This window comes from Mycobacterium sp., from assembly GCF_032159765.1.
GTDB lineage: Bacteria > Actinomycetota > Actinomycetes > Mycobacteriales > Mycobacteriaceae > Mycobacterium.
Map to the genome: position 1 here is coordinate 1 of NZ_JAVHWM010000171.1, position 24,298 is coordinate 24,298.

Below are 24,298 nucleotides of genomic sequence, written 5' to 3' on the forward strand. Positions count from 1 at the left end.
GCAACACCTGGACCACTCCGCAGATGGCCTCGACGGAGGGACGGAACCACTGCCGATCCGGGCGCAGACCTGATCGCAGCATGTCGCCCACTGCCGTTGCCCGGTGCAGGTCGGCCCGCACGGTGTAGTAACCCATCAGTGCTGCCAGTGTCGCGGCGAGCCGGTCGTCGGCTACGTCGGTTCCGCCGAGGTACAGGCACCGTTCGAAGTCAGCTGCGGCTTCCTCAGAGGAGTGGCCTTCGGCGGCGCCGGCGAGCAGGCCGCGCTGCAGTCGTGCGGCGATCTCGCGTTGATCCCGCTCGGGACCCGGTGCGGCGCGGCTGAGTTGCGCGATCGCAAGGCTGAGGTAGGCGCGGCCTTCGGTGAGGGCACCTCGACGCCGGGCCGCCTCCGATGCATGCTGATACGCCGAGGCGGCGCGGTCGAAATCCATCGCCCGCTCGTAGTGTCCGGCGACCAGCCGCCAGTCCGGGTCGCCGGAGACGGCGTCGATCAGCGCGTCGGCGACCTTGCGGTGAAAGTCCCGACGCACGCTCGGCGGCGCCAACTCGTAGGCGACCTCTCGCAGGAGTTCGTGGCGGAACCGCCAGCTGTCGACGCCGGCCGACTCGAGCACCAGCGCGTCTTCGAGCACGTCGATGACGTCGTCGAGCTCGTCGTCGTCCAGTCCGCACACCGCCGCCAAGATGGCCCCGTTGACGTGACGACCGATCACTCCGGCTGCCTCGACCACCGGTACCACGTTTGCACTGGCGCGCAGTCGGGCGAACAACGGGTCGTACAGCGCCTCGGGCACGCCCGCATCGGTGACTTCACCGACCACCTGCTCGAGAAAGAAGGGAATTCCGTCGCAGCGCGCCTTGACCGCAGCTCGCTCGGCGGGCTCCAGGGTGGGATCCAGCGCCAAGATCAGTTCGTCGGCTTGATCGTCGGTCAGGGGTGCCAGGTCGAAGAGTTTGACCGGCCAGGTCGGCGGCAACCAATCGCCCGGACGACCAGCGATCACGATCAGACGGCGCCCGTCTGATTTCTGTAGCAACGCACCGAGAATCTCGATGGTCGACGCATCGAACCACTGCACGTCGTCGGCGACCACCAGTGCTGGGCCGCCGCCGATGACTGCCAGGAGGTACTCGGACACCGCCTGCGCGATCAGCTCGTAAAGCTTGCGCCCCTCCGCAGCTGCCGGCGTATACCCGTGCTCTGCGCCAACACCCAGCACTGGGGCGAGCAGTGGAACGGCGACGTGGATGTCCAAAGACTGCGCCTGGACCTCGCTTGTCAAAAGCCGTAGGCGCTCGGATTGATCGGTCGAATGGCTTATGCCGCAACGGCGTTCGAGCATGGTGCGGACTGGGTGCAGGCCGACGTCAGTGTGAAACGGCGAGCCGATCAGCTCGACCGTCGCCGCGTCCGACTCTGCTGCCAGCTCGGTGGCCGCTGCCACCAGCCGGCTCTTGCCGATCCCGGCCTCACCGCGAAATACCACTCCGGGGGTACTGAGCGTGCCCTGTTCGGCGCGGGCCCACGACTTCTTCAGCCGCGCCAGCTCGCGGTCGCGACCCACCAGCGGGGTGTGGCCGGGCCGGCTTCTCGCGGCCTGCGGCTTTTCTCCGAGCACGCGGTGATGGGACAGCGGCTCGTCGATCCCGGCGACCATCGCGGGCGGCAGCGCCGTCAACTCGAAAACATCGTCGACCAACGCCGCGACGGCATCCGAGACCACCACCGACCCCGGAGGCGCCAAGCTGTTCAACCGCGCAGCCACGTTCGCCGCCAGCCCGTAGACGTCGTCCTGTTCGATGTCGAGGTACACCACCCCGCGATGCACACCGACGCGCACGCTCACCTCGAAACCGAACTTGCGCTGGGTTTCTCGGCTGAGTTCGGCTACTTGGTCGCAGATCTCCGTGGCGGCAACCACCCCGCGGCGGACATCGTTGTCGTGCGCCCTGGGGTGGCCGAACACGGCCAGAAGGCCGTCGCCTTTCGTCGACGCGATGTGCCCCTCGTACCGATCGACGGTCTGCTGGACGAATTCGCGATAGCGCCCGACGACGGTGCGATAGATCTCGGGCTCGACCCGGCTCGACAGTGATGTCGAATCGACGAGATCGGCGACGAGAATCGTCAACCGCCGGATTTCACCGGCATTCTTGGGCGCGGCGAGCAGGTCCTCGGCTTCCTCGTTGCCGTGGTCGGCGGCCAGAACCTGACCCGCCAACGCGTCAGCCGCGGCGCGGTCGCCCCGGTTGATCGCCTGGACGGCCCGATCAAGCAGCTCGTTGATCGACGTCCCGTGCTCAGCCGGGCCCACACGTCCCTCCTACCCGTGGAACCGATTCCACCCGCCCAACTCCTGGCCAGCAGGAGCGAACTTGCTGGTCGGCCCCGAATCTCGCGGCGAGTACTTCAATCTTGACCCACAAAGCTAAAAAAATCTTGGCATCCGGCGGTCGGCACGCTTGGCAAAGCTGATGAGCTGACGAACGTGTGGATTTGACGGCAAGGGGTACCCGTATGCACGCGCAACAGACTCAGCTGATATCGCACTGCCCTAGGGGAGCAAATGACTGATTACAAGGTCGTGGTGGTGGGAACCGATGGCTCGGATACGTCGTTCCGCGCCGTCGACCGAGCTGCAGCAATCGCCGCCAAGTCGGACGCCAAACTCATTGTGGCTACGGCATACCTGCCAAAGGACGAGCGCCACTCTGGCGAGCCCGATCAGCTCAAGGATGAGAACTACAGAACGCAGGGAAACGCGTCGGTCTACGGGATGCTGCGCGAGGCCAGCGATCGGGCGAAGTCGGCCGGTGTCAAGGACGTCGAGGAGCGGGCCATCGCCGGTGCACCGATCGATGTGCTAGTCGACTTGGTCGACGAAGTAAACGCCGACCTATTGGTCGTCGGGGATGTCGGAGTCAACTCGATCGCCGGCAGACTGCTCGGATCAGTGCCCAGTGCGGTATCTCGTCGTGCAAAAACGGAGGTGTTGGTCACCGAGACGAAGGACTGACGTCTCGGTCTGTTCCTGACCTCAATCTCCTTCCGGCGCAGCGGCTTCGGAATGGTCTGCACCAAGTGCTACGGGTTTGCTGCCGGACACCGGCGCACTGTCGACCTGCTGCGCGAGTTCCTGGACTGACTACCGCGACACAGACCGCTAAGGGATGTCACGACGCTCGTGGCGGTCCGCCCGATTTCTCATTGCGAGCACCACCCAAGCGACCCCGACGAGGACGCCCAGCCCTGCAACGATGTAGAACGCGACCACGTTAAAGGAGTCTACGCTTTACGAACGTGCAAATTTGTCGCGCGGCCGATTACGCTGGTCATGGTGACGAGCGACAGACAGTTTGTCGAGTCACTCGCTCGGATCGTCTACTACTGGGGATACCTTGCCGTCGACACGTTCGGCCGGACGAGCACATGGCAGCTGATGACGGAGCGGGCGCGGCCGCCTGAAGAAAGTGACGATCTCATGCTCGCAGAAGCCCTGCGCGACAAGCGTCTCGCGCTCATCAAGGAACACATGCAGACCGAGGTCACGCACGACTTCGACAAGACGCTGGCCACATTCAACGGCCATCCTCGCTACGAGATCATGCCCACCGGGCAGGTTTTCGACGGTGACGACGAGGTGATGGGCTATTACCGGACCACCCGCACCGCCTTCCCCGACCAGCGCCACGAGAACGCACGGTTCCACATCACCGACGACGCCGTGATCGTCGAATTCGATTTGCTCGGGACCAACACCGGCGAGTTCTACGGGCTGCCGCCGACGGGCAAGGCGTTCCGCGTGCCCGTCATCGCCGTGTTCTCCTTCGACGGCGACCGAATCACCAACGAGCGCATCTACTTCGACTCGGCGAGCCTCGTAAGCCAGATCGGCCGTGGCGAGCTGCTCGCGCAGGTCTACGGCACCCAGTAGCCCCCTCTCGAAATTCACGTTACGCAGAAGAAGTGCGAGTAGACGCCTGCATAACGTGAATCTCGGCGAGACGTTTGTTCTTTTGAGGTACGGGGTCAGCCGGCGGCGCGGAGCAATTCGTCGAACGAGGCCTGCATGCAGTCGGCGTAATGACCCGGATCGGGTAACGCGCTGCGGTCGGCAGTCGCCCCGATAGAGATGGTCCCGTTGTAGCTCGCGACGATGTGGAACAGGTTCATCCCGCCGATCAGTGGGCCGAGGCCGGTGACCCAAACGAGGCGCGCACCCGCGAAGAAGATGGGTTCGGTCGGCCCCGGCACATTACTGACTGTCGTGTTGGCCACCGATGGTCCCGAAAATGGCACTGCGCTAACAGCTTTCACTGCGAGTCCCAGCAGCGCGGTGGGCACGGTGCCTACCAGCTCCATCAGCCGGGAGTCACTGGACGTATCGGAGGCATCGCGGAAGGCGGATGTTTCCTCGACGATGGCGCTCAGGCGTTCGAGCGGATCAGCGATCGTGGTTCCCAGCGGATGCAGCCTGCCGAACAACCGATTGCCGCCGGCGCCGCTTTCGCTCTCGGACCGAATCGACGACGGACACGCGGCCACCAGAGTCTCGTCAGGCAGCTCGCCGTGGCCGTCCAGATACAGCCGAAGCGCACCGCCGACATAGGCGAGCGCCACGTCGTTGATGGTCGCACCCGGGACGCAGGCTTTGATTCTCTTGAAGTCTGCCAGATCGTGAAAACGGGCGTCGAAGACCCGGTGCGGTGTGGCAGCGCCGTTGAATCGCGCGCTCGGAGCGAACAGCGAGCCCGACCCGGGGCCCATTGTCGCTCGCAGTCCGCCGGCGAGTTTGCCTGGCAGTTCCGCGACATGACGAAGCGCGCCAAGAGCACTCGGAATCAGGATCTTGCCCGCGCGCAGTGGATGCAGCGCGCCGTTGATCGCTGTCCGCGAGACAAGGTCCGCTGTCGACGGCAACGGCCCGGGATTCCACTGCTTCTCCGGCGGCGCGGGACGCGGGCCGTCGGCCGCGAGGTCATGCATGGCCGCCATCAACTCGACGCTTTCCATCCCGTCGACGACACAGTGGTGCAGCTTCAGTGAGATCGCGAACGATCCCTTCGGCACACCGGGGATGGCGTTCAGACCTTCGATCACTGTCATCTCCCACGGCGGCCGACGAAGGTCGAGCTGGCGTCCATGGATGCGCGCAACCTGTATGCACAGCTGACGCCAGTCGCCCGGTTGAGGTAACGCGATGTGGCGCACGTGGTATTCGAGATCGAAGCTCGGATCATCAACCCAGTACGGCATGTGCAGGCCGCCGGGCAGCTCGGTCAGCCGCCGCCGAAACGTCGGCGCAAGATGCAGGCGAGCATCGATCTCCTCGAGGATGCGCTTGAACGTCACCCTGCCGTCAGGTGCCGTTGACTGGTCGTAGATCAATAGCATCTGGATCTGCATCGGAGTTTCAGGCTTTTCGGCGCGCAACATCATGTCGTCGGTCCAGCTCAGCTGTTCCATGTCCCACCCCGTTCGCCGAAGACCCCCACAGTCGGCACGCAAGGCGCGCCATCTCGCAGCCTATAGGCGCCATGCAAATGTCTTTCAGAGAGCCAATTCTGTGCACGCAGGACGTTGGCGCACTCTAGGCTGCAGCGATGTCTCGCGTCGTAGCAGGGCAAACTGCTTGCACAGTCCGGTCCTACCTGCGCTGGGTCTGGAGAGCAAAGCCCGGCGACTATGTGATCGCGCTCAGCGCAGCGGCGGCGTCGACGCCGATTATCGGACGCCACGTGCAGACAATCGCCGGCTTCGCAGCTCTCGGCGCCGGCGGCAACACCTATCTGCCCAGCATCGTTTCCGCGATGACGAAGGCTCGCTTCGAGCCGGGCGGCCGTGCGCGCCGACGCGAACTGCTCGCGCAGACGCCGACTGTTCTCACCGAAGCCCTCCAGGGCATTGTGGGCCCCGAGGACCTGGCGCATCCTTGGCCGTCACATCGGCAGCCAGCCCCTATGTGGAAGGCGGGCGCACAACGCCGATATGTGCTCGAGCGGTCGGTGCGCTACGGCGACAACTCCAGCCAAGTACTCGACGTGTGGCGCCAACGAGACACCACCGTCTCACCCGCGCCAGTACTCGTCTACATCCCCGGGGGCGCTTGGATATTCGGAAAGCGGGAGTTACAGGGTCACGCGCTGATGGCCCACTTGGTCAGGAGGGGCTGGGTCTGTTTGTCCCTTGAGTATCGGACCAGCCCGCAGCATCGCTGGCCGCGTCAGATGACTGATGTCAAAGCAGCGATCGCCTGGGCACGCGCAAATGTCTCCCGATTCGGCGGAGATCCCAATTTCATTGTGGCAGCGGGTTCTTCAGCCGGTGGACACTTGGCCACGCTCGCGGGGCTGAGCGCCAACGACCCGGCCTGGCAAGCTGATCTCCCGGATGACGCCGACACGTCCGTCGACGCCGTTGTCAGCCTCTACGGGCTGTACGACTGGCAGGATCGTACGACTGCGAACCGTACCAATTTCATGAAATTCCTTGAGCGCGTTGTGGTCAAGCGTTCGCAAGCTCGTTATCCCGAGGTGTTCAGGGCGGCGTCGCCCATGGACCGAGTCCATTCGTTCGCACCACCGTTTCTCGTCGTCCACGGCAGCCACGACAGCCTCATCCCCGTCGGCGAGGCCCGCTCGTTCGTCGACCGGCTGCGGTCCGTGTCGGCGGCGGCGGTGGCCTACGTCGAGCTGCCAGGCGTCGGCCACGGTTTCGATCTGGTCGACGGTGTACGTACCGGTGCTGTCGTAGCCGCGATCGGACGATTTCTCGGTCAGATTCACAAGGAGCGATCGGCCACCGGTGCTGGCGCGGCGATCTGACGCCCCGCGCGAACAGTGAGCCTCGTCCGGTGCAAACCGCACCTCACCCCCGAGAGGGTGAAACCTCTGGCGCGTCAACGAGCCAAGGCGGTCCCCGGGTCGAGGGCGAACACTTGCACGGGAGCCGACTTGCCTTTCAGGACGTGCGCTCCGCGGTCGGTGAGTCCGTCCGGGAGACGATAGAGTGCGTCGACGGTGTGGTGGGTGAGCAGGAGTTCGTCGCCGGTGGTCTTGGTGAGCTGTTCGACGCGCGCGGCAACGTTAACGGTGTCGCCGATCAGGGTGAACTCGAGCTTGCCCGCGCCGCCGATCGTGCCGGCGATGACGACGCCGGTGTTGATCCCGATCCCGATCCGCACCTCTCCACCGAACCGCTCGGCCACCCGCCGATGAATCAGAACAGCCGCGCTCACCGCGCCGTCGGCGTGATCTGCGAGGTCATTCGGAGCGCCGAAGACCGCCAGCGCGCCGTCACCGAGGAACTTGTTCACGTGTCCACCCGCGTCGACGACGGCGGGGACGACGATCTCGAAGACCGCGTTGAGGCGCGCGACGGTGTCCTCGGCGGTGGTCGCCTCGGCGAACGGGGTGAAGTCCCGAATGTCGACGAACATCACCGTCACTTCGCGACGCTCACCGGTGAAGACATGGTTGCCCTGCCTCAATAGTCGTGCCGCCAGGCCGGGATCGACGTAGGTGCCGAAAGCCGCCTGAAGTCGCTGGCGCTCGGCCAAACCGGCCTGCATGCGGTTGAACGACGCCGCCAGCGCGCCGAGATCGTCGTCCTGAACAACATGTAGACGTTGCGAAAAATCACCCGCCGCAACACGTTCCGTCCCCTCCGCGAGGTCGCGAATGGGTTGCAGCGACGGCGAGAAGGCGGCGCCGACGGTAATCGGCACCCCGATGCCGAAGGCCAACACACACGCGATCACGACCACGAGAGCAGGTTCCTCCCTCGCCAGGCCGAGCACGGCCGCCGCCGTCGCACCCAAGATGGCGAACGAGAACGCGACGGCCACCATCGTCACGTTCGACCGGGTAGCAAAACTCGGGCGCGAACGGGGCAGCGTGTCACCGATAGCCGTGTCTCCGACGAGCGCCACCCTGACAGGCCGCATCGCTGCCTCCACGAAGCTGTGTACCGCTATGAGCTGGGCCGCCGTTCCGCTGGCGGCACCGAGGATTCCGTACTGGACGAGCCGCAGCCCCGTCGCCCCGGCGATCGCACCGACAATGACCGACAGCAGCGCGGCCCAGACGGCGACGCCCCACAACACTCGGGGAACCGCCCAGCGGGCGTAGGTGTAGGTGGCCTCCAGGGCTTTGGCCCGGTCCACGTCCTGGCCGGCAGCCCACTGCTCCACGATGCCGACGTGTCCGCGAGCAGCGAGAAACGTCGCACAGAGCAACACCACGAGGGCGACCACGGTGATCGCGGCCGCTTCCAGGTAGCGATCAGACTTTTCGAACGCGACGACGAGAGACGACCAGACGAGGTACACGGGGAGCAAAACCGGAAACGTGATCGCGGCCACGGCCCACCTGTACCTCGCCGCGTACCGGTCCCACGCCCACTGCCATATGTGGTCCATGCGGCGAGGCTAACGTCGCCAGCGCCGACCGGACCAGAAGACTTGGCCGTTCTCGCACGCCGCGGGCCGCTGGGGTGGCACGCTGCAAACCGTGAGCGAACCAACGTCGGCTCGGGTCATCGCCGATACCGGCGGTCTTGTCGTGACCGACGACGGCCGCCGGTTACTCGTCTACGACCGCTGCACGGGCGCGTTGACTGTGATGGCAGTCGTCCTTGGCATCGTCACGGTCGTCGTCGGGGGCTTCGGTGCCGTCGCGTTGATTACGGGCGTTCCCTCGATGGTGCTCGGCGCTGTTTTTCTCGCGGTCGGCGTCGCGTTGGCCGCGGCCGTTTATCTGCTCGTACGCAAGATTGGCCACCACCGCGGGCAGCCGCTGCACGAATGCCGATCAGTCGCGGTCCTCGACCGAAAACTCGGATTGTTCAGCTACCGCGGCGGGCCGCTGATCCACATCGATCATGTGCGCTTTGCGCGACGATTCCAGATCGGTTCCAGCGCAGCGAAATTGGTTGCCGTTACACCCGGTGGCACCAAGGTCCTCAAACGGGGCAACCCATTCGACGGTGGTGTGGGCAACGTCGATCAACTGCTCAATGCCGTTGTGCAGGAAGCCACGCACTCGCCGAGCGGGTGACTGGGCCGGGTGCTGAGACGCGCCATTGCGACTCAGCACACTGCTCTTGCTGACCGCAGATGATTAGCGGAACGCCGCATAGCGGAGTCGCTGGCGCCCCCCATCAGCGCCGCTCGGTCAAACCTCATCGCGGCGCACGGTCGGCTACACCGGCGCGTCAACGGCCTGTTCTTCGATTTTGGACGACGGCCCAGACGCGCCGTATTTGAGGCGGATGCCTCATGTGCCGCCGGTGGTGTCCGGCCCACCCTCTCTGCATGGACGTTTTCCGGAACCGCCCGCGAAGCCACTTCCGTGATGTGGCGGCGCCGTTGCGACAAGGCGCTGGCAGATAGTCACGGGTTGCCCGCGCACGGGCGAAAAATGTTGGGAGGCAGTTATGTTCACTATCCAGGAGCTGGCCACGATTCCGCTCTTCTCGGGGCTCGAGGACAAGGCGCTGGAGTATCTTGCCGGCGAAGTGGAGGACATCCACCTCACGACCGGGGAGTACGTCGCTCACGAGGGTGACGACCGAGCCCTGGCGGTCGTGGTCGAGGGCAAAACCGAGTTGACAAAACTTGTGAACGGCGTCGAGCAGGTGATTGGCGTCCGGCTTCCTGGGGAGCTTGGGGGCGAGGTCCCGATGACGCTCGGTACGCCGTTGCCCGCGAGCATGCGGGCCGTCGAGCCATCGCGCGTGCTGAAGTTGACCGTCGAGGTGTTCCACACGCTCGCCGCCATGGCTCCCCAGATCTCTACAGCAGTCGGTACCGCTGCGTTGTCGCGCATCGAAATGCTCAGTAACGCAACCGCGCAGCCGGTGGAGCCCTCGATGTTTGTCATCGGTCCGCGTCTCCATCCTGGAGTCCACAACTGCGACAGCTTCCTTCACCGCAATCAGATTTCCTACGAACGCCTGGAACCGGACGATCGTCGCGCGATTGCACTCACCGGAGGCGAGGACGCCGTAGCGTCCCCCTATCCGGTGGTGTTGCTCCGCGACGGCACTCAGCTGATCGCCCCGACGATGCGTGCCGTTGCCACGGTCGCCGGACTGACGGTTGCGCCGCGTCGCACGGGCTACGACGTGGTGATAGTAGGTGGCGGGCCAGCTGGTCTCACGGCGGCGGTCAACGCCGCCTCCGAGGGACTGAAGACGGCGCTGATCGAGTCCTTTGCGCCAGGCGGTCAGGCAGGCACATCGACTCGGATCGAGAACTACACCGGTTTCCCGTACGGCGTCTCCGGTGAGGAACTCGCAAGCCGGGCACTGCAACAGGCGAAACGACTGGGCGCCGATATCGTGGTGACCCGCCGGGTGGAAAACATCGACGCCGTCGACATGACCGTCAGCCTGGATGGAGGCGACGTACTTCACACAAGGGCGATCGTTCTAGCCATGGGCGTGGAATGGCGCCGCCTCCAACTCGATTCGATCGATCGATTCGTCGGCGCCGGTGTCTACTACGGTGCGGCGCCCAGCGACGCCCATTTGGCGCAGGGACGCGACATCTACCTGATCGGGGCAGGCAATTCAGCCGGTCAGGCGGCGATCTTCTTCTCCAACCATGCCCGTTCGGTGACGCTCCTCGTACGCGGTGAGTCGCTGGCAGAAAGCATGTCGCACTACCTCACCGAGCAGATCGCAAGGAAAGCGAACATCCGGGTGGACACGCGATCCGAGGTCGTCGCGGTGCACGGAGACGATCAGCTCGAGGCAATTGAGATTGCCGATCGAAGGACGGGCACGACAGCACGACGGGATGCCCGAGTGCTGTTCGTCCTCATCGGCGCCGAGGCGTCGACTGACTGGCTGCCCTCGGAGATCTCGCGCGACGAGCACGGATTCATCCTGACGGGAACCGACGCGATGAACGCGGGACAGTGGAAGGCGGATCGCGAGGCGTTCGTCCTTGAGACCAGCGCCCCCGGGATCTTCGCCGTCGGCGATATCCGTTCGGGATCGGTGAAGCGCGTAGCAGCATCCGTCGGCGAGGGCGGCGTGGCAGTCGCCCTGGTGCACCGCTACCTTCAACTCGCGGTCCAGCCATGAGCGTCCACGAACTCCGGCGATCGGAGAGCGTGACGCCAACCGTCGTTGATGTCGCGCAACGCAGGCGCTTTGAAATCGCAATCGACGGGGTAGTGCTGGGCTTCGCCGAGTACCGACGCCGGCCCGGCGTGATCTCTTTGATTCACACCGAGATCGACCCGGCACACAACGGCGAAGGCCTGGGGACACTGCTCGTAAGAGCAGCGCTGGACACCGCCCGAGCGGAGGGATTGGCGGTGCTGCCCTACTGCCCATTCGTGCAGGGATTCATCGACCGTCATCGCGAGTACCTCGACCTTGTGCCCGCGGAGCGGCGCGCCCACTTCGCGCTGGACAGGCCTGGCTTCTCCAGCTGAGCGCCCCTGCCGCACCGGGCTTTTGGACCTGCTAGAAATTCAGCCCGGAGAACATGACCCGACCCGGATCGTATTTCTGCCGAACGGCGCTCAGCTGGGATAGGTTCGGGCCAAAGAACCGTGACGGCGGCTGGTTTGCCTCGAGATAGTTCACATACCCGCCGACTGAATACCGTTGCACCGCTTGATGTGCCGTGTTCAGCCAGCTGACGGCTGCCGATGGAGAACCCGCTGTTTCGACGTACCACTGCACCATCGCGGATTGCCGACGCCACGGAAATGCCGTTGCGGCCGGTGCCACCGTCGCGAGCGCGCCGTCGAGTGTGTGCATGATCGCCAGCATGCGGCCCGCACCTTGCGGAAAAGCGTTGACGGCAGCGGCGATTCCCTGAGCCGTGCCAGCGTCGATGACGTTGAAGACGTCGGAACCGCCGACGTATCCGAGCGGCGACGGGTTGAGATTGTTGACGGCCAGATACCTCACCAGGTCCAAATAGTTGAACGTGTGACTTTCGGTCCCGCTCGGTTGCAGTCCAACGGCTGCAGTGATGGCGCTCGCCACGCTGTTACCCGAGCCGGCCGGGCACGTCGCCATGATGCGACAATGCGTACCCGTCGCCTCGGTGGTGCTGTCCGCCAGTGCCCAGCTGCTTCGGTCGGCGGTGCGCAGCCAGTTCTGCCAACCGACGAGCACCTGCGCGAACGACTGTGGCGGGTAGTTGAGGTTGACGACGTCGACGTCTGACGTGGGGAACGTGGCAAACGTCAGCGAGGTGGTCACCCCGAAGTTGCCGCCACCGCCACCGCGCAAAGCCCAGAACAGGTCGGGGTTGCTAGCGCCGGACGCGGTGACCGCCTGGCCGCCGGGCAACACCACCGTCGCCGACGTCAGCGCATCACTGAGCAGGCCCGCATGCCGGGACTGCGCCCCCAGCCCGCCGCCCAGCGCGTGGCCCGCGGCACCGACCGAGGGGCAGGTGCCCGTCGGAATGCCCCGGCCGGCCGCGGCCAGTGCTTGGTGGATTTCGTACAAGCTGGTCGCCGGAGTCGCCGTGACCTGTCCGCTGGCGGCGTCGTAGTTGACTCCCCCTGGCAGCTGGCGCAGGTCGATCACCATGGTTCCGCTGGCCGTAGACGCCCCCACGTAGGAATGCCCACCGGCGCGCGGAGCGACCTTGAGGTTGTGGGCAGCAGCGAACGCCAGCGCCTTTTGCACGTCAGCCGCCGATGTCACGGTAACGACAGCAGCCGGCGTCGTGCCGTTGTAGTTGGTGTTGAAAACCTGCTTGGCCGTTTGGAATTGGGGAGCGCCCGGCTGCCATACTTGCCCGCCGATGGCGCCGGAGAGACCGTCCCAGCCGGAGGTGTTCGGGTCGGCGACAGCCCTGACCGGGCCGATCACCGCACCCGCGGCTAGCGCTCCGGCGGCACCCCGCAGAAACGTTTGGCGCGAGATCTCACGCGGCAACGTCGCGCTCCCGCGATTGCGTCATATCCCGCATTGTCAACCACGGGACGACAAAAACCGCGGTGCCGCATGACGTGTCGCGCGACGGACCCTTCGGCTACGGTTTGGTCATTGCTTCACCGACATTGACGGTTCAGGGGGAAACGTGCAGGTTGTCGCATTCGCGCCGTCGTTGAGTGCCGCCGTCGACGAAGCCGGCGGAGTCAACGCACACGGCTTCCCGATGACAAGTTGCCACGTGGAGAGCTTTCCCGCACAAATCACGGTCCCGCTGGTGCTCGCCGTCTACACCCAGGGCGGAACCGACTACGACCCGCAAAGATTCATCGTCGCCAGGTCACCGCGCAGTGAAACTGTGGGGGTCCTGGAATGCCGATGGCACTGGCCCGACAACCCGGGTGCTCCCGTCAAGTTCCGGGTCTTCGCCCATCAGCTGCCCCTTGCGGTGTCATCTGCCGGGGTGTACACGATCGGCCTCTACGAGAGCCGCGACGGAACAGACACCGCACACGTGTTCCCGCTGCCGGTGCTCAAGGCCAATCCGTTCGCGGTGCCGGGTTCAGCGCCCTCCCATCGCGCATAACAGCGGCGCCCCGGCGGTCAGCCGACGCTGCGAATGACCTCGGCGAGCGGCAACGGCACCGGTGGCGGCGCGGGCGGAAATCACGGCAACGGCGGTGCCGGCGGAGACGGGACAGTGTTCCTCGGCGACGGTGGCGACGGGCCGCCCGGAGCCACCGGCTCCGGTGGTCTCGGCGGATTCGGCGGCTATGGCGGCGCTGGCGGAGCACCCGGCGGTACTGGCGGCACCCCGGCGCCGGGAAGCGGCCCCGTGCTAGGCCCCTCCGGCACGTAATAGGGCTCCAGATCGGTTAACGTGCGAGAGCGAGAGATCGCACGACCCAATGGGCGCCATTGGCGCCGAGAATGCGACATGACAGGAAGGCCGATGGCAGCAATCCATTTCATTTCGGGTCTGCCGCGCTCGGGTTCGACGCTGTTGGCCGCGCTGCTGCGGCAGAACCCGCGGTGTGAGGCGGGGATGTCGGGTCCGCTGGCCGGCCTGTTCGGTGCCCTGCTGGGTGAGATGAGTGCGCGCAACGAGTTTTCGGTGTTCATCGACGACGCCAAGCGCCGGCGCATCCTTCGGGGGTTGTTCGACGACTTCTACGCCGAGAGCAGCGCCGAGGTGATCTTTGATACCAATCGCGGTTGGTGTGCGTGGATGCCGGCGATTGCCCAGCTGTTTCCCGAGGCGAAGGTGATTGCCTGCGTGCGCGAGCTGCCGTGGGTGATCGACAGCATCGAGCGGCTGATCCAGCGCAACGTGTTCAGCCCGTCGTCGATCTTCAACTACAGCGCCGGGGGCACCGTATACACCCGCGCCAACGGCATCGCGGCCCAGGATGGCATGGTCGGCGGCCCCTACGATGCGCTCAAACAGGCGTGCTACGGCGCCCAACGGGATCGGCTGCTGCTGGTGCAGTACGAAACCCTGACCACCGACCCGGCCAAGACGATGGACACCATCTACGCGTTTTTGGGCGAGCCGGCGTTCGAGCACGACTTCGACCGAATCGAGTACGACGTCACCGAATTCGACAACCGCGCCGGCACGCCCGGGCTGCACACCGTCGGTCACATGGTCAAGGCCGAACCGCGCGCGACGTTGCTGCCGCCAGACCTGTTCCAGCGTTTCGTCAACGACGCCTTCTGGCGCGACCCCCGCAGAATCCCCGAGGGTTTACAGATCGTTTGAGCCGCCCTGTCAGGGGCGAACCCCATTGCCAGCTAGGAATGCTGCTCGATCAACGCCGGTCGCTGGATGGACGTATTCCGAAGGTTTCCGGGAAAGCACGGCGAAGTGCCGACGAGCGACGGCGCGTACTTCGGATCGTTGCGAGCCATGATTTGCAGCGTGTAGCCGTCCGGGGCGTAGCCGAAGCGGTTCGGCTTGGTGAAGGCGTCGCGTTCGATCACCCGCCAGCCCCACCCTTTCCATATCTCACCGGTCTGGGCCACGATCGCGTTGAAGTCGGCGCCAGGCGCGAGCTTCATGTCGAAGACAAAAGAAATATTCATCGGAGATTCGGTGCTCGCCGGGTTGTCGTCGCAATAGTTGGCACCGTCGCCACCTCCGTAGCGGGAGCCGTCCAGACTCGTCCCGACCGGCAGCGCGTCGACGGTTTTCTGTAGGTACGACGTCAGCGTGTCCTGCGCCTCCTGATGGCTGGCGGGAATTTTGGGTGCGGTAGTGATGGACAAGTGCTCCATAGGGTCTCCCGTAGGTTTCGTCGTCGACGAGCACGCCGCAATTGCGAGTGTGAACAACACTGGAACAACTGCGCGAATCATGTCCCGCCCTTCACGGCGTGAATGTGGGTGGTGTGACATCCAAACGCCCGTCGATGATGCGGCGCATGTTAATCAGCGCGGGGTTTCCATAATCCCAGTAAGTGGAGTGGGCTGCGACCGACTCCAGGCCGATCGATCCCGTCGGACCTGGTGCAGCCTCGAACGGAATGCCGCCGAAATTTGCGGCCATCGGATCGACGCCGAGGTTGGTGTCGGTGGCCCAGGCGATGATGTCGTTTTCGGCACGGGTAGCAAAGAAGTGAGCTCCCGGCGCCAGGCTGAAGTCACTCGCATGCCCGGCAAGCACACCCGGACTGCCCACTGCCACAACGTTATTGGCATCGAGGTGGTGCCCGCACAGTGCCGCGTCGCCAACGACGGTCGAGCCGTAACTGTGGCCGATCACTGTGTTGAGCGATGGGCCACCGGCGGCGAGGTCGTTGTGGGACGCACGTATCCCGGCCTGGAAGTCGTCCAGCGCTTGCGCCCCGTTGTCCGCATAACTCACATTGGCCGCCTCGAGTAGATTCATCGGTCGGTCGTACCCCATCCACGTCGTCACTGACACGTCCCCTGGGCGCAGCGACGGGTCCATCTGCAACGTGGCATCCAGCATGCGGCTGGACTTCAACGTGCTGCCCGATAGATGCGAGAGGTCCTGACCGGTCCCTGGCACGAACGTGACATCGCGCTTGGCGAAGTCGGGGTTGTTGATCGAGACGGCGGCGCGCCCGTCATTCGAGAACGTGCCGAGAAATCTCGGTAATCCATCGGGTGACTGCAGCGCCTGTTGCAGCTGCTGGTACTCCGATCGAGCCCGATTCGCGTTGGCCCACTGCTCCTTCCACGTCGGCCAGTCAGGTGCGGTTGGAAATTGGGGATCGATCATCGGTTGATTCTTGCCGTCAGCCCAGTCGGGGTGCGCCGCACGCAACCGCTCGAGTTCGGTCTGATTCGCCTGCATGAGGTCAGCCAGATTCATCCGGTTATAGACATCTCGATCGGCAGAAGGCATGCCGCCCTGATTACCGATGAAGTGATTCTGTTGATACAGCCAGTCCTTCTCTTCCCGCGTCAGCTGCTCCCACAGGTCGTGAAACTGCTTCGGATCCGTTGGCAGCGGCCGTGACAACGCATCCAGGATCTCCGGGCGCAAATCGTGCGGTGAACTCGGAAGCGGCGCCGCTCCGGTGGCCATCTTGATTGCCGACGCCAACTCGTCGTCGACGCGCGCCGCCTCGGCCAATATCGCCGTCAGCCGCGCTTGCAGTTGGCCGCCCTCCGAAACTGCCACCGTCAGCGGGACGCGGGGGTTAGGTCCAGGCACCACCCGACTGGATGCCGGGTCGATCCGCCACGCGCCCCGGCTGTTGTTGACGTCGGCCTCCAGCTGCGCGAGTTCGGCCTTGACCCGTTGCATGTCGTCGGCAGCGGTGCGCGCCGCCGTGGCCACGGCGAGCGATTCGTTGCCCTGCGCGTCCAAGTCCACGCGCAGGCGATCATTCGCGCGCCTGGCGGCATCGGCCGCGTCACCGCCCCACGACCCGAAAACCGGCAATGCCGCAATGCCGTCGCCGGCATCCACCGAGGCCTCCCATCGGCTGCGCGCGGCATGGAACACCTCACGGACATCGCCGGGACTCCAACGCTCAATGTCGGACACCGAAACCGTCACAGCGCCAAACCTTTACAGCCCAGCGCTCGTGGCCGACCCGTTCGCACCGACGGCTTCGATTGCCGCTGAGCTACTGCCCTCCGTCGCTGAATACTTGACTTCGGAGCTGCCCATGGCTCCCCCGTGCTGCACGAGGTTGCCGAACGTGACCGCGCTATCTGCCTGCCACTTCGCGACCGCCGCGCTCAGCGCCGCTGCTGCAGCCGCCGGAACACCAGCCAGCGAGGCTTCAATGCGGCCGTGCGCCGATATGTGACGCACCTGCAGCTCGTCGGCATGGCTGTGCACCTTCGCGGCCGACGCCCGCAGGTCCTCGGGAACCACCCGGATCACGCCAGACAACACACGTCAAGGATATTGCGACCAAAAGCGGCTAGGAGTCGCTAATTTCGTGCGCCGGTGAACCGATCGACGAGCAGTTGGAGACGTTCTGCTTCGTATCCAGGGCGTAGTCGGCCGTTACGGCCAAGGGTGACCAGTCCATGCAGTGCAGCCCATAAGACCTCGGTGAGCGTGTCCGCATCCTGTTCGTCAGCGACGAGGCCAACCGCTTGGCGCAACTCGGCGAAGCCCGCCGTCAGCTCAGGCGGTGTGTCCTCGGCGGCGAAGCGCAGGGTGGTCGCGCGGGCGAACATCGCGTCGTAAACGGCGGGGTTGTCGCGGGCAAAGTCGAGGTAGGCGTGTGCGATCCGGGTCAGGGCGTCGCTGGCCGTGCCGGCGCGTAGCCGAGCATCCCGAGTCATATCCGCGAGCTCGCTGAACCCTTCGATGGCGATCGCATCAGCGATCTGTTCCAAGCCGGTGAAGTGCTTGTACAAGACAGGCTGGCTGTACTCGATCTGCGAGGACAGTCGACGCGTCGTCACAGCATCCCAGCCTTCGGCCTCGGCCAACTTGCGGGCCGTTGTGATGATCAGCCGGCGGCGGGCGGCTCGATCACGCTCACGACGATCCTCGATGGCCATGCCGCATGATAGCACCGCTAGGTCTGCTAGCACTGCTATTGACACGCCGGTCACTGGAGGTTAGCGTTGCTAGCAGTTCCGCCCGAGGGGAGTTACGAGATGGCATTGGAGCTCATCACGCGCGGCGCCGCCCTGGTCGCAGTGCTGGGTACCGCGGTGGTCTACGGCACCGACGTGTTCTGCGCGATCGTGCTGCGACCGGCCTTGGCGGTGGTCGACGACCGTGCCCTGGTCGCGGTCATGGGAAGCGTGCATCGATACGGAGACCGCCGAATGCCCGTGCCCGGAGTGCTCGGCGTTGTGGCCACCGCGGCAAGCGCGGTGCTGGCCACGGTCGCCGCACACAGGCCGCAGGCGATCGCGGCGGGCGTCGCGCTGGTCCTGCTGTTGGTCTGGCTTGTGCTCTACACACGGGTGAGCGCGCCAATCAACCGACAACTGACGGCGGCCGCCGACGCCGGGAAGTCGCTGTCGAATGCGCGTGTGCTGCAAGCGAAATGGGACCAAATCATCGGCGCTCGCGCGACGCTGCAAGGCCTGGCGGTGGCTGCCCTGTGCGTAGTGCTGATGATCTGACTCGGCCGAAATCAACTGAAGGAGTTAGGCATTCGATGTTTCAGCTCAGGATCTACACCTTGCGATCGCCCGAAGCTCTCAAGCGGTATGCGATGGTTCACTGGGCCCGCCACCTGACGACCTTCATGACGTTCGGGGTCACCACCCACGGTGTGTGGACCGAGCGAAGCGGGGGCGCCAATCGACTCATCGCGCTGATCCGCTACCCACCGGGCGCCGACCCCGCACAACTCACGCGAAATATCATGAGCAGCCCGGAATTCGCCGCCGACATGGCCGTTCAATGCCGACGAGATCGTCGACGTGCAGTCGGCACTGCTTGACCCGACATCATTTTCACCGATTCACTAAAGAAACCCAGGAGTGCTCGACATGACCGCCACGACAATCGCCTACGTGCTCGCCGGACTCATCGGCGCGGGGATCATCTTCATCGGCGCACGGTTCATCGTCGCGCCGCGCGTCGCCGCCGCGGGCTACGGTGTGCAGCCAGATCTCGGCCAGCGATCCGTCGGCGCCTACTTGAGCGTCAAGGGCGTCCGCGACATCGCATCGGGGCTGATCGTCTTCGTCCTCATGGCCGCGGGTGCCACGCACCTGCTTGGCTGGGTGATATTGGCCGCCACGATCATTCCGCTCGCCGACGCGACCATCGTGCTCGGCAACGGCGGGCCCAAGTCAATCGCCTGGGGAGTCCATGGCCTCACCGCGGCCGTCATGCTCATGACTTCTGCGCTACTGCTTGTTTCCTAGGGAGCATTCGTTTCGTTGCAGCGGTCACTTCTTCCGCATCTCGTCGGAGTCCTACAAACTGGGGTGATGACGGTGACGCTGATGGACGCGACCAATAATCGCCTCAACCGAGGCGGACCCGATATCCGCGCCGCGGTTTCGCACCGGCGGGGGCGACTTCGAGCCGTCAAGCTGATTTGCGTTCTGTCGGCCGTCGTCGTGGCCGCCTGCGCGCACACCACAGGGATATCCAAAGCCGGGCCGGCAACGCCGGTACCCCCGCCCGGCAGCCGCGCGGTCACGTTCGATGACTTGCTGCGCGCGCCCGTACTGGCGCTGTGCCAGCACGATCCAGGCAACCTGGTGAACGGGAAACTGCCACCGCAACAGGGGCATCCCGGAGACGTCAGGATCGCGTTGAACTCAACTACCGGCGCCTACAAGGTGGCGTTTGGCGACCTGACGGGAGGCGCAGGCGACGCCGCTATGGCCACCGACTGCAGTGCCGGTGGGGTTCCGTGGGCGGAGACTGTGCAGCTTTATACGGGGGGCCCGCAGCTCGATATTGCCGGGCCCACCCGGCTGGGTGGAATCGACCTCGGCGACCTGACGCACAGCCGTGAAGTCGTGACCGATCTGTCCATCTCGGACGGTGTCGCACATGTGACGTGGATGGCCAACGGTCCCAATGACCCAGAATGTTGTGGGACAGTGAAGATGATGGCCGAATTGCGTTGGGACGGTTCGACAGTCGTTGCCCAGAACGTGCGCGTAGCCAACTAGTCACGGCCGAGATGTTGTCAATTCGTGGCGGACCCTACGGCGCTGCGAAAAAGCAGGAAACGCTGCCCGGCGGCTGGTGAGACCTGATACTGGAACTCTGCTGTGTGGAGGGCGTCAGGGATGGACTTAGTAATCTTCATCTTCGCACTTGCGCTCGTGCCGCTCTTCTTCGTGGGCGTTATCGCTTTGTTCGTGCGCTTTATCGCCCTCGTGACAGGCAGACGACGGGTAAAACAGGATTACCCACCCGTACGGGTTGGCGAGCCTGTGCGGACCACCAGTCAGATACCGGCAAGAGTGCAATGTCCGGGCAGCTATACGCGGGGCAGATTTGATCCTCAGTCGTACCAGGTGCACCAGTACCAAAATTTGGGCTGGGCGAAGTGTCCCGTCTGTCTTAGCTATGTGAAGACCTCTATTGCTGACGGCAGCCTCGAGCGACACGACCGGTGAGTCTTGCGTCGAGCACCAGGTGTATCGACCCTCAGGAAGTCAGCATCTACGTTGTCGGAAATTTCGGGACGGTGATCAACTTCGAACCCGTCGTCTAGCGGCCCGCTCGTCGCCGAAATAGCATTCCATGTCGTGATTTTGGACAATCGACAGCCATGAGTTCGGCCTCGGCGTTCGTCACCCGTGGATCGGGGTTGATCGTGGGCGGCTGATCCACGAGGGGTGCGGATGGCATCAACAAGCGAGCAGACCCACCGGAACTCAAACGGGCACCTTCGCGGCGATCTGGTTGGCGATGTTGATTGCCGAGTCCGTTGGGTTGGCGCTGCACGTGTTGACGTCGATAACGATGTTGTTCCTTAGCGCCAGCGCCCGTCCACATGCCCAGCCGGGGTCATTGGAGTTCTGTTGAGTTGCGGTGGTGCTCAATATGTCGTTGGTGTGGGATACCGGCGCCACGGCCCACTGCGAATCGGTCTGGGTGTGGGTGTACTGGTGGCAGGCCGGCCACTGTTGGGCGGAGGTGGTGACGAAGGCGCCGGCTAGTTTGGCGGACGGGAAATACACCACCGCCTGATCGACATAGTGAGCGAAGTCGTCGCCCTCCTGGAGTGTGTGTTCGCGCATGGCGGTGTAGTTGCTGCCCGCATAGACCTCGGCCTGCGCCGAGCCGTCGATGGCTAGGCACTCCTTGGGCTCCATCGTGGCGCTGTCGTCAGACATCGCGATTCGAGTTCTCGTCACCGTCATTTCCGTTGCCCCCATGGCGGTGTTGACCTGCTCGGGGGTGAGCAGCATTCCGTCCAGCGCAGCCTCTGCAACCGGAGGGGCAGTCGTCGATGCGGTCGTCGTCGTGGTTGCTGACGTCTTAGCACCTTGGATGCCGCCGCTGCTACACCCCGCGGTGAGAATGCAGATGCCGGAAATGGCGAGTGCCGCTATTTGTTGGCGCATTTGTCCACCGCATTCTTGCGTTCACGCGCGATGCTGACCCGCCACGTCGTCGGGCGGCGTCCAGATACCGTCGCTCTCCTCGACCCATCCCCGTTCCTTTAGATGTGCCGCGATCCGGGCGAACGTGACCTCTTCGGTGCCGAGGCATAACTCGTAGCGCAGCGGGTCTTCCGACACCATTCTGAACGGTGTGAACCAGCTGGCGGTATCTACGGCCGCCTTGATATCAGTCATTGTGCGAGGGTCTCAAATACGGCTATGAAATTGGGTGGCGCCATGGCCACAATTCGGGCACGGTTGCAGACAATTCGAGTGACCGCCGCCGCAGGTTGCGCCAAATCCCGAATGTTCCGGTGACCGGTTGATCGCGTCCTGAGCGCTGGTTCCCCGCAATGACGACTTTCGACAATGGGTTAGCTGTACATCCGTTCGATCAGATCGTTGCCGATGAGCGTGGCCGCGGCCCGACCATCCGGGGTGGGATCAAGGTTCACCCAGACCACGATCGTCACCTTTTTTTCGGGGTCGTAGGCAGCGAAGGTGTTGAAGCCCGGAACTTCACCGGTATGCCCATACAGCGCACCGAATTTCGCGATGGCAAGCCCGTACTGCGGCGCATCGGGCTGTCCCGGATTCGTTGATTGCACGCTGGCAATGCGCGTGGATTGGATGGCGGGATCGAGCAGTTTCCCTTCGACCAACGCCTCAACCCAGGTAGCCAGATCCGCCGCGGTGGAGATGCCGGCGCCGCCCGCCCAGGCCCACGACGGATTCAAGGATGTCTGATCACTCGGCTCCAGCGTGCCGGCCTTGGCTGCCGCCTGCATGTCGGGCGGTACCGCCGCCGGTGAGCCCATGGTCAACACGTTGTTGCCATACATATACCCCTGCGGATGCGGGTCCGGGATGGCGTTCGAGGTGCTGGGCGGAAACAGCGTGTCCTTGAGCCCGAGTGGGGTGAACAACCTGTCCTGGAACACCTGCGACAGCGGTTTGGCGTCAAGCTTCTCGGCGATGAGCCCGAGCAAGACCGTGTTGGTGTTCGAATAGTGGTAGCCCGTTCCGGGTGGGAAGTAGGGCGGTTGGCTATACGCGAGCGCGAGCAATTCGTCGGGGTTCCACACCTTCTGTGGATCGCTGTCGCCGATCTCGTTCAGCTCGCGCGTTTCGGTGTAGTTGTAAAGGCCGCTGCGCATGTCCAACAACTCGGCGATGGTGATGTGGTCACCGTCCGGAACATCGGGGCGGAACTTCGACACCGGGTCCTCAAGGCTGAGCTTGCCCTCCTTGGCCTGCTGCAGGATCACGGTGCCGGTCCACGTCTTGGTGATCGATCCAATCCGCACGTGATCCGCCAACGACACCGGAATTTTGCCACCCACCGTGGTGGTGCCGTACGTCGTGCTGACCTCACCGGCGGGTGAGCGCACTAACGCGACCGCCCCAGGGACGAGCATCTCCCTGGCCATCGAGGCGACCCGCATCCGCAGCCTCATCTGATTGATCGGCGTAAACCCAGCGGTCGAGCTGGCCGACGGTGGTGGGCTCGGCGACGGCCCTTCGCTGCATGCGCCGACAAGTAAGGCAACGCCAAGAATGGCGCCGACACTCTGGATCCATAACCATCCAGCCCGCACGGGTGAAGCCTGCGCAGACGCGACCACTACCAACCTCCTTCACGAGGGGATATCCGGATTTGTGCTTAGCTTTCCGGCGGCGTGTGACGCACGCTACCGGTTCCGTAATTCGACCCAGGTCATTCCAGGACGGACGGCGTGGAGTTCCGACTGCTTTGATCCGCTTGCGCACCGAGCTCGGCCACGCATCGGTCAACTCGACAGATCCCGTCAGTAGTCGGCGTCGGAGTAGACGATGACGCCGCGCAGGTTTTTACCGTCCGCCAAGTCCTGGTATCCCTGGTTGATTTCCTCGAGGCGATAGGTATTCGTGACGAGTTCATCGAGCTTGAGGCCGCCCGAGCGATACAGGTTCAACAGCTTCGGTATCGACGTACGCGGGCTTGAGCCACCGAAGATTGCACCCTGCACTCGTTTCTGCAGCAGCGTCAGCTCGAACAGGTTGAGGTCGACCTGCATATTGCGGTAGTCGCCCATGCCGGTGACGATCACCTGGCCGCCCTTCGCCGCCATCGACAGTGCCTGTGCGATGTGTTCGCCCTTGATGTCGCCGACCGTGATGATGACGGTGTGCGCCATTGCGCCCCAAGTGAATTCGGGCAGCTCGGCCGACGCTTCCTCGACCGAGGAATAGACATGCGTGGCACCGAACTCCAGTGCCTTCTTCTGCTTGAAGTCCACCGGGTCGATAGCGATCACGAAACGGGCTCCGGCGTAGCGCGCACCTTGGACGGCGTTGATGCCCACCCCACCGATTCCCATGACCACCACGGTGTCGCCTGGGCGGGTGTTGCCGATGACGGTTGCCGAACCCCATCCCGTCGAGACGCCGCAGCCGAGCAGCGCGGCCTTGTCCAGCGGGATGTCCTTCTCAATCTTGATTACCGACGCCTGGTGCACGGTGACGTACGGGCTGAACGTCCCCAGCAGGCACATCTGCACCACCGGTTGGCCCCCGCGCGATACCCGAAACGAGTTGTCGGAGATGGCCTGCCCGGTGAGCAAATTGGCACCCTCGTCGCACAAGTTCTGCAACCCACTCGCGCACGCCGGGCAGGTTCCACACGCCGGAATAAATGCTAGGACGACATGGTCATCGACTTCGAGACCGGACACCCCGGGGCCAACCTGGGTGATGACACCGGCACCCTCGTGGCCGCCGAGCACCGGCAGGGACTGGACCGGGCTGTTGCCACTGGCGACATGGGCGTCCGAATGACACAACCCCGACGCGGCAAGCCGTACCTGGA

General features: G+C 64.3%; 25 protein-coding genes. 13 read left to right on the forward strand and 12 right to left on the reverse strand.

The features are described 5' to 3' along the window. Positions 1–2,317 (reverse strand): ATP-binding protein (locus QOH60_RS21020; RefSeq protein ID WP_526423805.1); only part of this gene is annotated, 2,317 nt, incomplete at its 3' end. Between the two features lie 252 nt (positions 2,318–2,569). On the opposite strand from QOH60_RS21020, the gene QOH60_RS21025 reads away from it, so the two are divergent. Together QOH60_RS21025 and QOH60_RS21030 are read left to right on the forward strand one after the other, a co-directional pair. Beyond that, entirely contained in the window at positions 2,570–3,019 is a 450-nt protein-coding gene (locus tag QOH60_RS21025; RefSeq protein ID WP_526423806.1) for a universal stress protein, read from the forward strand. Positions 3,020–3,340: 321 nt separating this feature from the next. After that, a complete protein-coding gene (locus QOH60_RS21030; RefSeq protein ID WP_526423807.1) occupies positions 3,341–3,937 on the forward strand; it encodes an ester cyclase in 597 nt (198 codons plus the stop codon). 95 nt (positions 3,938–4,032) lie between these two features. Here QOH60_RS21030 and QOH60_RS21035 read toward each other — a convergent pair whose 3' ends face one another. Continuing rightward, a complete protein-coding gene (locus tag QOH60_RS21035) occupies positions 4,033–5,469 on the reverse strand; it encodes a WS/DGAT/MGAT family O-acyltransferase (RefSeq protein WP_526423808.1) in 1,437 nt (478 codons plus the stop codon). Positions 5,470–5,606: 137 nt separating this feature from the next. On the opposite strand from QOH60_RS21035, the gene QOH60_RS21040 reads away from it, so the two are divergent. Continuing rightward, positions 5,607–6,827 carry an alpha/beta hydrolase gene (locus QOH60_RS21040; protein ID WP_526423809.1) on the forward strand — a complete coding sequence of 407 codons (1,221 nt, stop codon included), beginning with the start codon at positions 5,607–5,609 and terminating at the stop codon, positions 6,825–6,827. Between the two features lie 74 nt (positions 6,828–6,901). On the opposite strand, the gene QOH60_RS21045 is transcribed toward QOH60_RS21040, so the two are convergent. Further along, the gene (locus tag QOH60_RS21045) at positions 6,902–8,422 is read right to left on the reverse strand and encodes an adenylate/guanylate cyclase domain-containing protein (RefSeq protein ID WP_526423810.1); all 1,521 of its coding nucleotides are present in this window, start codon (positions 8,420–8,422) and stop codon (positions 6,902–6,904) included. A 91-nt stretch (positions 8,423–8,513) separates the two neighbouring features. Between QOH60_RS21045 and QOH60_RS21050 the strand changes: the two genes are divergently transcribed. The 3 genes from QOH60_RS21050 (at position 8,514) to QOH60_RS21060 (ending at position 11,450) form a co-directional block, all read left to right on the forward strand. After that, complete coding sequence (locus QOH60_RS21050) at positions 8,514–9,059, forward strand: hypothetical protein (protein ID WP_526423811.1); 546 nt, start codon at positions 8,514–8,516, stop codon at positions 9,057–9,059. A gap of 379 nt (positions 9,060–9,438) precedes the next feature. Continuing rightward, entirely contained in the window at positions 9,439–11,094 is a 1,656-nt protein-coding gene (locus QOH60_RS21055) for an FAD-dependent oxidoreductase (RefSeq protein ID WP_526423812.1), read from the forward strand. Further along, on the forward strand, positions 11,091–11,450 hold the full coding sequence (locus QOH60_RS21060; protein WP_526423813.1) for a GNAT family N-acetyltransferase: 360 nt from the start codon (positions 11,091–11,093) through the stop codon (positions 11,448–11,450). The genes QOH60_RS21055 and QOH60_RS21060 overlap by 4 nt, the downstream gene beginning before the upstream one ends. 31 nt (positions 11,451–11,481) lie before the next feature. Here the strand turns inward: QOH60_RS21060 and QOH60_RS21065 are convergent, their stop codons facing one another. Then, on the reverse strand, positions 11,482–12,918 hold the full coding sequence (locus QOH60_RS21065) for an FAD-binding oxidoreductase (RefSeq protein WP_526423814.1): 1,437 nt from the start codon (positions 12,916–12,918) through the stop codon (positions 11,482–11,484). A 145-nt stretch (positions 12,919–13,063) separates the two neighbouring features. On the opposite strand from QOH60_RS21065, the gene QOH60_RS21070 reads away from it, so the two are divergent. The 3 genes from QOH60_RS21070 to QOH60_RS21080 all read left to right on the forward strand — a co-directional run bounded on the left by QOH60_RS21070 (position 13,064) and on the right by QOH60_RS21080 (position 14,677). After that, positions 13,064–13,501, forward strand: a complete 438-nt coding sequence (locus tag QOH60_RS21070; RefSeq protein ID WP_526423815.1) for a hypothetical protein — start codon at positions 13,064–13,066, stop codon at positions 13,499–13,501. A 33-nt stretch (positions 13,502–13,534) separates the two neighbouring features. Next, positions 13,535–13,774, forward strand: a complete 240-nt coding sequence (locus QOH60_RS21075) for a hypothetical protein (protein ID WP_526423816.1) — start codon at positions 13,535–13,537, stop codon at positions 13,772–13,774. 93 nt (positions 13,775–13,867) lie between these two features. Further along, a complete protein-coding gene (locus tag QOH60_RS21080; protein ID WP_526423817.1) occupies positions 13,868–14,677 on the forward strand; it encodes a sulfotransferase in 810 nt (269 codons plus the stop codon). A gap of 32 nt (positions 14,678–14,709) precedes the next feature. On the opposite strand, the gene QOH60_RS21085 is transcribed toward QOH60_RS21080, so the two are convergent. From QOH60_RS21085 to QOH60_RS21100, 4 genes are all read right to left on the reverse strand, one after another. Continuing rightward, positions 14,710–15,192, reverse strand: coding sequence for a hypothetical protein (locus tag QOH60_RS21085; protein WP_526423818.1), 483 nt, complete (start codon positions 15,190–15,192; stop codon positions 14,710–14,712). 91 nt (positions 15,193–15,283) lie between these two features. After that, on the reverse strand, positions 15,284–16,948 hold the full coding sequence (locus QOH60_RS21090) for an alpha/beta hydrolase (protein WP_526423819.1): 1,665 nt from the start codon (positions 16,946–16,948) through the stop codon (positions 15,284–15,286). 12 nt (positions 16,949–16,960) lie between these two features. Further along, positions 16,961–17,293, reverse strand: a complete 333-nt coding sequence (locus QOH60_RS21095; protein WP_526423820.1) for a hypothetical protein — start codon at positions 17,291–17,293, stop codon at positions 16,961–16,963. Between the two features lie 38 nt (positions 17,294–17,331). Further along, on the reverse strand, positions 17,332–17,913 hold the full coding sequence (locus QOH60_RS21100; RefSeq protein WP_526423821.1) for a TetR/AcrR family transcriptional regulator: 582 nt from the start codon (positions 17,911–17,913) through the stop codon (positions 17,332–17,334). A 99-nt stretch (positions 17,914–18,012) separates the two neighbouring features. Here QOH60_RS21100 and QOH60_RS21105 point away from each other — a divergent pair, with 99 nt between their 5' ends. From QOH60_RS21105 to QOH60_RS21120, 4 genes are all read left to right on the forward strand, one after another. Beyond that, positions 18,013–18,489 (forward strand): DUF1772 domain-containing protein, encoded by a 477-nt coding sequence (locus tag QOH60_RS21105; protein WP_526423822.1) that lies wholly within the window; start codon positions 18,013–18,015, stop codon positions 18,487–18,489. 35 nt (positions 18,490–18,524) lie between these two features. After that, complete coding sequence (locus tag QOH60_RS21110) at positions 18,525–18,812, forward strand: NIPSNAP family protein (RefSeq protein ID WP_526423823.1); 288 nt, start codon at positions 18,525–18,527, stop codon at positions 18,810–18,812. 49 nt (positions 18,813–18,861) lie between these two features. After that, positions 18,862–19,242, forward strand: a complete 381-nt coding sequence (locus tag QOH60_RS21115; protein ID WP_526423824.1) for a DUF4267 domain-containing protein — start codon at positions 18,862–18,864, stop codon at positions 19,240–19,242. Positions 19,243–19,308: 66 nt separating this feature from the next. Next, entirely contained in the window at positions 19,309–20,004 is a 696-nt protein-coding gene (locus tag QOH60_RS21120) for a hypothetical protein (RefSeq protein ID WP_526423825.1), read from the forward strand. 714 nt (positions 20,005–20,718) lie between these two features. Here QOH60_RS21120 and QOH60_RS21125 read toward each other — a convergent pair. The 4 genes from QOH60_RS21125 to QOH60_RS21140 form a co-directional block, all read right to left on the reverse strand. Continuing rightward, positions 20,719–21,411: a sensor domain-containing protein gene (locus QOH60_RS21125; protein ID WP_526423826.1), complete on the reverse strand. Its 693-nt coding sequence runs from the start codon at positions 21,409–21,411 to the stop codon at positions 20,719–20,721. 21 nt (positions 21,412–21,432) lie between these two features. Next, positions 21,433–21,645, reverse strand: coding sequence for a hypothetical protein (locus tag QOH60_RS21130; protein ID WP_526423827.1), 213 nt, complete (start codon positions 21,643–21,645; stop codon positions 21,433–21,435). A gap of 179 nt (positions 21,646–21,824) precedes the next feature. Next, on the reverse strand, positions 21,825–22,895 hold the full coding sequence (locus tag QOH60_RS21135) for a serine hydrolase domain-containing protein (protein ID WP_526423828.1): 1,071 nt from the start codon (positions 22,893–22,895) through the stop codon (positions 21,825–21,827). Between the two features lie 363 nt (positions 22,896–23,258). Further along, positions 23,259–24,298, reverse strand: a 1,040-nt coding sequence (locus QOH60_RS21140; RefSeq protein ID WP_526423829.1) for an NDMA-dependent alcohol dehydrogenase, incomplete at its 5' end; no start/stop codon positions are given.